The following is a 5,193-nucleotide window of genomic DNA, read 5'->3' on the forward strand; positions in this document are numbered from 1 at the left end:
CAGATGCCTTCGCGGCAGGAGCGCCGATACGACAGCGTCTCGTCGTCGCACTTCACGCGGCCCAGCACGTCGAGCAGCATGCGGTCGTCCGGATTCACGTCGATCTCGTAGCGCTGCATGTAAGGCGCCGCGTCGCGGTCGGGGTCGTAGCGATAGATATGCAAGGTGCGCGGATCGCTCATCGGTTCCTCCCGGCGCGGGCCGGCGTGGGTTCATGGGGTACTTGCACGGCGGGGCGCTGTCGCGGCACACGGCGCCGCAAGCGCGATGCCGGTCAATCGTCGTCCACGCGCTTGTCGATCAGATAGCGGCCGCGCTCGAGGCCCGCCCGCAGCGCCTCGACCTCGGTCAGCCATTCGGGGCCGGCGGCTTCCGGCACCACCAGCTCGATGCGTGCGCCGTTGACGTACACCTGCACCTCGTCGCGCCATGCGCCGCGCTCGTTGGGTCGCGCCCACACGAAAATCTCGTGGCCGCGATACGGGTCCCGAACCTGTGCGTCCTGTTGATGTGCCACGGTGGCCTCCTGTCTTATCTGCGATAGCGATGCAAAAAATGCGCGCCGCATGCGCGCCAGGCGCGCCGTCGGCCTTGCGCGCACGCGCCGTGCCCGGCCGGCACGCTGCTTGCGTCCCTTTTCCGCATCGAACCGCTACCGGGCCCGCTTCACTTAGGGCCGGAAGGGATGCACATCATGATCGGCCACCTCGAATTACTCGGACGCCTGCTGCTGGCCGCGCTGCTCGGCAGCGTGATCGGGCTCGAACGCGAACGCCTCAACTGGGCCGCCGGGCTGCGCACGCACATGCTCGTGTGCGTGGGCTCCGCGCTCGTGATGCTGGTGTCGACGTTCGGCTTCGAGGACGTGCGCGGGCAGAACGGCGTCGTGCTCGATCCGTCGCGGGTCGCCGCGCAAGTGGTGTCCGGCATCGGCTTTCTCGGCGCGGGCTCGATCCTGCTGCGCGGCGAAGTGGTGCGCGGGCTGACGACGGCCGCGAGCCTGTGGGCGGTGGCCGGCGTCGGGCTCGCCGCGGGTGGCGGCATGGTGGTTGCGTCGGTCGGCGCGACGGCGATCGTGCTCGCGATCCTCGCGGGCGTGAAACCGCTCGAGCGCCGCTTCATCGCGCAGCGCCAGCAGCGCACGCTGCAGCTCGTGGCCGAGCGCGGCGGCCTCACGCTCGGCACGCTGCACGAGGCGCTCGGCCCCGGCCGGGTGCGCGTGAAACGGTTCATCGTCCAGCAATCGGACGACGATCCGGACACCGACGACATCTCCGTCTCGTTCTCGCGCACGAGCGGGCCGGAATTTGCGGCGATCTGCGAGACGCTGCAAAACATCGCGTGCGTACGGACCTGTCAACCCGACACCTCGTCAAGGAGTTTCGTGTGACCCAGACCGACCTGCTCTCCTATCTCGTGACGAGCCAGCTCGCCGCGCGCATGCGCAGCGGAACGTGGCTCACGACCAGCCAGCTGGTGGGCGCGCTGCGCGCGTGGCTCGCGTGCCAGCACGCCGAATGCGACTGGCTCGACCGGATCAGGATCGCGCACGCGTCGGCGACGATCGCGCAGGAGATCTACGACATCGCGGTCGCGGATGGCGAGCATGCGCGGCTCGACGCGCATTCGCCGGAGTTGCAGGGGCTTCGGGCACGCTGCGATGCGCTGCTGCAGCGGATCGACGGCAACCGGGACGTCGGGGCCCGATGATCGCGCCGGATCGCGTGACCCGCGCCGACGACCGGCGCATCGACGCCGCGTCGGCGGACGGCCCGTCGCGGCACGGCCTGCTCGAACGCGGGCGCAACTGCGACACGATCCGCCACGCGGACCGCTTCACGATGCTGGTCGACGGCGACGCGTATTTCTCGACGCTGCGCGCCGCGCTGCTGCGTGCGCGCCATACGGTGTTCATCGTCGGCTGGGACGTCGACAGCCGGATGCGGCTCGCGCCGGGCGGCGCGGACGACACGCTGCCCGACACGCTCGCGGCCTTCCTGCATGCGCTCGCGTCGGCCCGTCACAACCTGCGCATCTACGTGCTCGCGTGGGATTTCGCGATGATCTACGCGCTGGAGCGCGACTGGCCGCCCGTGTATCGGGCCGGCTGGCGCGCGCATCGCGGCATCCGGTTCCGGCTCGACGATGCGCACCCGCGCGGTGCATCGCATCACCAGAAGCTGGTCGTGATCGACGACCGGCTCGCGTTCGTCGGCGGCCTCGACCTGACGCGCGCCCGCTGGGACACGCCCGCGCATGCGGCCGACGATCCGCGCCGCCGCGACGAGCAGGGCATGCCGTACGGGCCGTTCCACGACGTGCACGCGATGTTCGACGGCGACGCGGCCGCCGCGATCGGCGATCAGGCGCGGGCCCGCTGGCTGCAGGCGTGCGGGCGCCCGATCGCGATCCGCGCGCAGCGGCATCTCTACCGGCCCGACGACGACGATCCGTGGCCGCGCGAGGCGCGCGTCGACGTGCGCGACGTGCGGCTCGGCATCGCCTATACGGCGCCGCGCCACGGCGGGCGCGAACCGGTGCGGCAGGTGCGCGCGCTGGTCGAGGACACGATCCGCGCCGCGCAGCGGCACCTGTATGTCGAAAACCAGTATTTCACCGCGGCGGTGGTGCGCGACGCGTTGTCCTCGCGCCTCGCCGATACGGACGGGCCGGACGTCACCGTCGTCGCGCCGCGGGTGCAGAGCGGCTGGCTGCAAGAGGCGACGATGGGCGTGCTGCGCGCGCGGCTGCACGCGACGCTCGCGTCGGCCGACCGCTTCGACCGCTACCGGCTGCTGTATCCGCACGTCGACGGGCTTGGCGACGCGTGCGTGAACGTGCACAGCAAGATCGCGATCGTCGACGACGAATGCATCGTGATCGGCAGCGCGAACCTCAATAACCGCTCGATGGTGCTCGATACCGAATGCTGCATCGCGCTCGTCGCGGCCGGCGATCCACGCATCCGCGGCGCGATCGCCGGCATGCGCGAGCGGCTGCTGGCCGAGCATCTCGGCACGACGCCCGCCGAGGTGGCCGACGCGTTCGCGTGCGGCGAACGGCCGAACGTCGTGCTCGACCAGCTGCGCGCAAAACCCGGCCGCACGCTGCGCACGCTCGATCCGGCCGTGTCGCCGCAATTCGAGGCGCTCGTGCCGGTCAGCGCGCGGCTCGACCCCGAGCAGCCGATCGAGCCCGACCGGTTCGTCCGCGAATTCGTGCCGCACGAACAGCACCGCTCGCTCACCGCGCGCTTTTTCGTGCTCGGCGCGATCGTGCTCGCGATCGCCGCGCTGGCGCTCGCGTGGCGCTTCACGCCGCTGGGCGCGCACCTGAACGTCGCGTCGCTGTCGCACGCGGTGGCCGGCATCGCGCGGCTGCCGGCCGCGCCGGTGCTGCTGCTCGCGGCGTACGTGGTGGCGGCGACCTGCGCGGTGCCGATCACGCTGCTGATCGCCGCGACGGGGCTCGTGTTCGGCGCGTGGCCGGGCTTCGCGTATGCGGGCATCGGCTCGATGGCGGCCGCCGCCGCGACCTACGCGCTGGGCCGCTGGCTCGGGCGCGACGCGGTGCGCCGGCTCGCCGGCCCGCGCGCGAACCGGCTGAGCGAGCACATCGGCCGGCGCGGCGTGGTCGCGATGGCCGTGCTGCGGCTGCTGCCGATCGCGCCGTTCACCGTCGTGAACCTCGTCGCCGGCGCGTCGCACATCGGGCTGCGCGACTACCTGATCGGCACCGCGCTCGGGATGCTGCCCGGCATCGTACTGACCGTCACGTTCGCGCACCAGCTGACCGCGGCGCTCAGCCATCCGGGGCCCGGTGCGTTCGCGTGGCTCGCGGCGATCGGCCTCGCGCTGGTCGGCGTGTCGATCCTGCTCGTGAGGATGCTGCGACGATGGCGCTGAGCAAACAACCGGCCCCGGCGCCGCACGTCGTCACCGCCGACGCGGCGCCCGCCGCCGCGCCGGGCGGGCGCGACCTGCGGATCGCGACCTACAACATCCACGGCGGCTACGGCGCGTGGCCGGCGCGTGCGGTCGACCGGATCGCGGCCGTGATCGACGAACTCGACGCGGACGTGATCGCGCTGCAGGAAGTGCCGCTCGGCGGCACGCGCGCGCCGGACGTGCTTGCGCACCTGCGCGACGCGACCGGCATGCACGCGGTGGCCGGCCCGACGATCGACACGCCCGAGCGCCGCTACGGCAACGCGGTGCTGTCACGCTGCCCGATCCGCGCGGCGCGCACGCTCGACCTGTCGTTCCACCCGCGCGAGCCCCGCGGCGCGCTCGACGCCGACATCGACTGCAGCACGGGCCCGATCCGCGTGGTCGCGACCCATCTCGGGCTGTCGGCCAGCGAACGCAGCGCGCAGGTGCAGCGCCTGCTCGCGGCATTCGATACGGGCGCGATGCCGGTGATCCTGCTCGGCGACATCAACGAATGGTTCGTGCGCGGCCGCGCGCTGCAGGCGCTCGTCACGCGGTTCCGGCGTGCGCCGGCGCCGCGCACATTCCCGACCGTGTGCCCGGTGTTCTCGCTGGACCGGATCTGGATTCATCCGGGCGAGCTGCTGGTCGACGTGGTCGTGCACCGCAGCGCGCGGGCGCGGCACGCGTCGGACCACTACCCGCTGGTGGCGCGGATGCGTTCGACGCCCGCGACGGGCACGGCGCTTGCGCGGTGACGCGTTTTTCGATCGAACGGAGGCAGCCCATGCGAACCGACGCACTCGACGGAAAGGATCTCGACTACTGGTGCGCACGCGCGTTGTGCGCCGATGACGAAGACACGCTGCGCTTCACGGCGGTCGCGCCGACCGTGGTCGTGACGGCCGCCTGCGACGCGTTCCGGCATCTCGACGCACCGTTCGCGCCGTCGGCGTCGTGGGCCGACGCGGGCGCAGTGCTCGATCGCGTGGAGGATCTGCGGATCGCCCGCCACGGCGACGAGGTCGAATGCGACGCGACCTTCGTCGACGGCCCGTCGACCTGCGGCGCTCGTGGCCACACGGCGCGTGAGGCGCTGCTGCGCGCATTCGTGCGCGCACGCTTCGGCGACGAGGTGGACGCGCCGCCGCCGTTTCCGCACCGGATCGAACATGGCACGGTGGTGCGGTATGACCCGGGTGTGCCGATCCCGACGACGGACGACGATGCCGCGACGGGCGACAGTTCGGATATCCGCTCCATA

At 72.0% G+C, this 5,193-nt stretch carries 7 protein-coding genes; 5 read left to right on the forward strand and 2 right to left on the reverse strand.

Going from position 1 to position 5,193, the window contains the following annotated elements:
* Both JMF90_RS23035 and JMF90_RS23040 read right to left on the reverse strand, forming a co-directional pair.
* Positions 1-182 (reverse strand): 2Fe-2S iron-sulfur cluster-binding protein (locus JMF90_RS23035; RefSeq protein ID WP_236598024.1); only part of this gene is annotated, 182 nt, incomplete at its 3' end.
* Between the two features lie 92 nt (positions 183-274).
* Positions 275-517, reverse strand: a complete 243-nt coding sequence (locus JMF90_RS23040) for a DUF6566 family protein (protein ID WP_023476627.1) — start codon at positions 515-517, stop codon at positions 275-277.
* Positions 518-694: 177 nt separating this feature from the next.
* Between JMF90_RS23040 and JMF90_RS23045 the strand changes: the two genes are divergently transcribed.
* The 5 genes from JMF90_RS23045 to JMF90_RS23065 all read left to right on the forward strand — a co-directional run.
* A complete protein-coding gene (locus JMF90_RS23045) occupies positions 695-1,390 on the forward strand; it encodes an MgtC/SapB family protein (RefSeq protein ID WP_027808544.1) in 696 nt (231 codons plus the stop codon).
* Complete coding sequence (locus JMF90_RS23050; protein ID WP_011695012.1) at positions 1,387-1,710, forward strand: hypothetical protein; 324 nt, start codon at positions 1,387-1,389, stop codon at positions 1,708-1,710. The genes JMF90_RS23045 and JMF90_RS23050 overlap by 4 nt, the downstream gene beginning before the upstream one ends.
* The gene (locus JMF90_RS23055) at positions 1,707-3,905 is read left to right on the forward strand and encodes a VTT domain-containing protein (RefSeq protein WP_201317303.1); all 2,199 of its coding nucleotides are present in this window, start codon (positions 1,707-1,709) and stop codon (positions 3,903-3,905) included. The genes JMF90_RS23050 and JMF90_RS23055 overlap by 4 nt, the downstream gene beginning before the upstream one ends.
* Positions 3,896-4,687, forward strand: coding sequence for an endonuclease/exonuclease/phosphatase family protein (locus JMF90_RS23060; RefSeq protein WP_027806790.1), 792 nt, complete (start codon positions 3,896-3,898; stop codon positions 4,685-4,687). Before JMF90_RS23055 ends, JMF90_RS23060 begins: the two co-directional genes overlap by 10 nt.
* Before the next feature lie 29 nt (positions 4,688-4,716).
* Positions 4,717-5,193 (forward strand): phage protein NinX family protein (locus tag JMF90_RS23065; RefSeq protein ID WP_201325468.1); only part of this gene is annotated, 477 nt, incomplete at its 3' end.

The organism is Burkholderia sp. E168m23 (assembly GCF_016586125.1).
Lineage (GTDB): Bacteria > Pseudomonadota > Gammaproteobacteria > Burkholderiales > Burkholderiaceae > Burkholderia > Burkholderia orbicola.

What these genes read in the sequence shown, in the direction of transcription:
- JMF90_RS23045 (WP_027808544.1), top strand. Translation starts at nt 695, where the DNA reads ATGATCGGCCACCTCGAATTACTCGGACGCCTGCTGCTGGCCGCGCTG.
- JMF90_RS23055 (WP_201317303.1), top strand. Translation starts at nt 1,707, where the DNA reads ATGATCGCGCCGGATCGCGTGACCCGCGCCGACGACCGGCGCATCGAC.
- JMF90_RS23060 (WP_027806790.1), top strand. Translation starts at nt 3,896, where the DNA reads ATGGCGCTGAGCAAACAACCGGCCCCGGCGCCGCACGTCGTCACCGCC.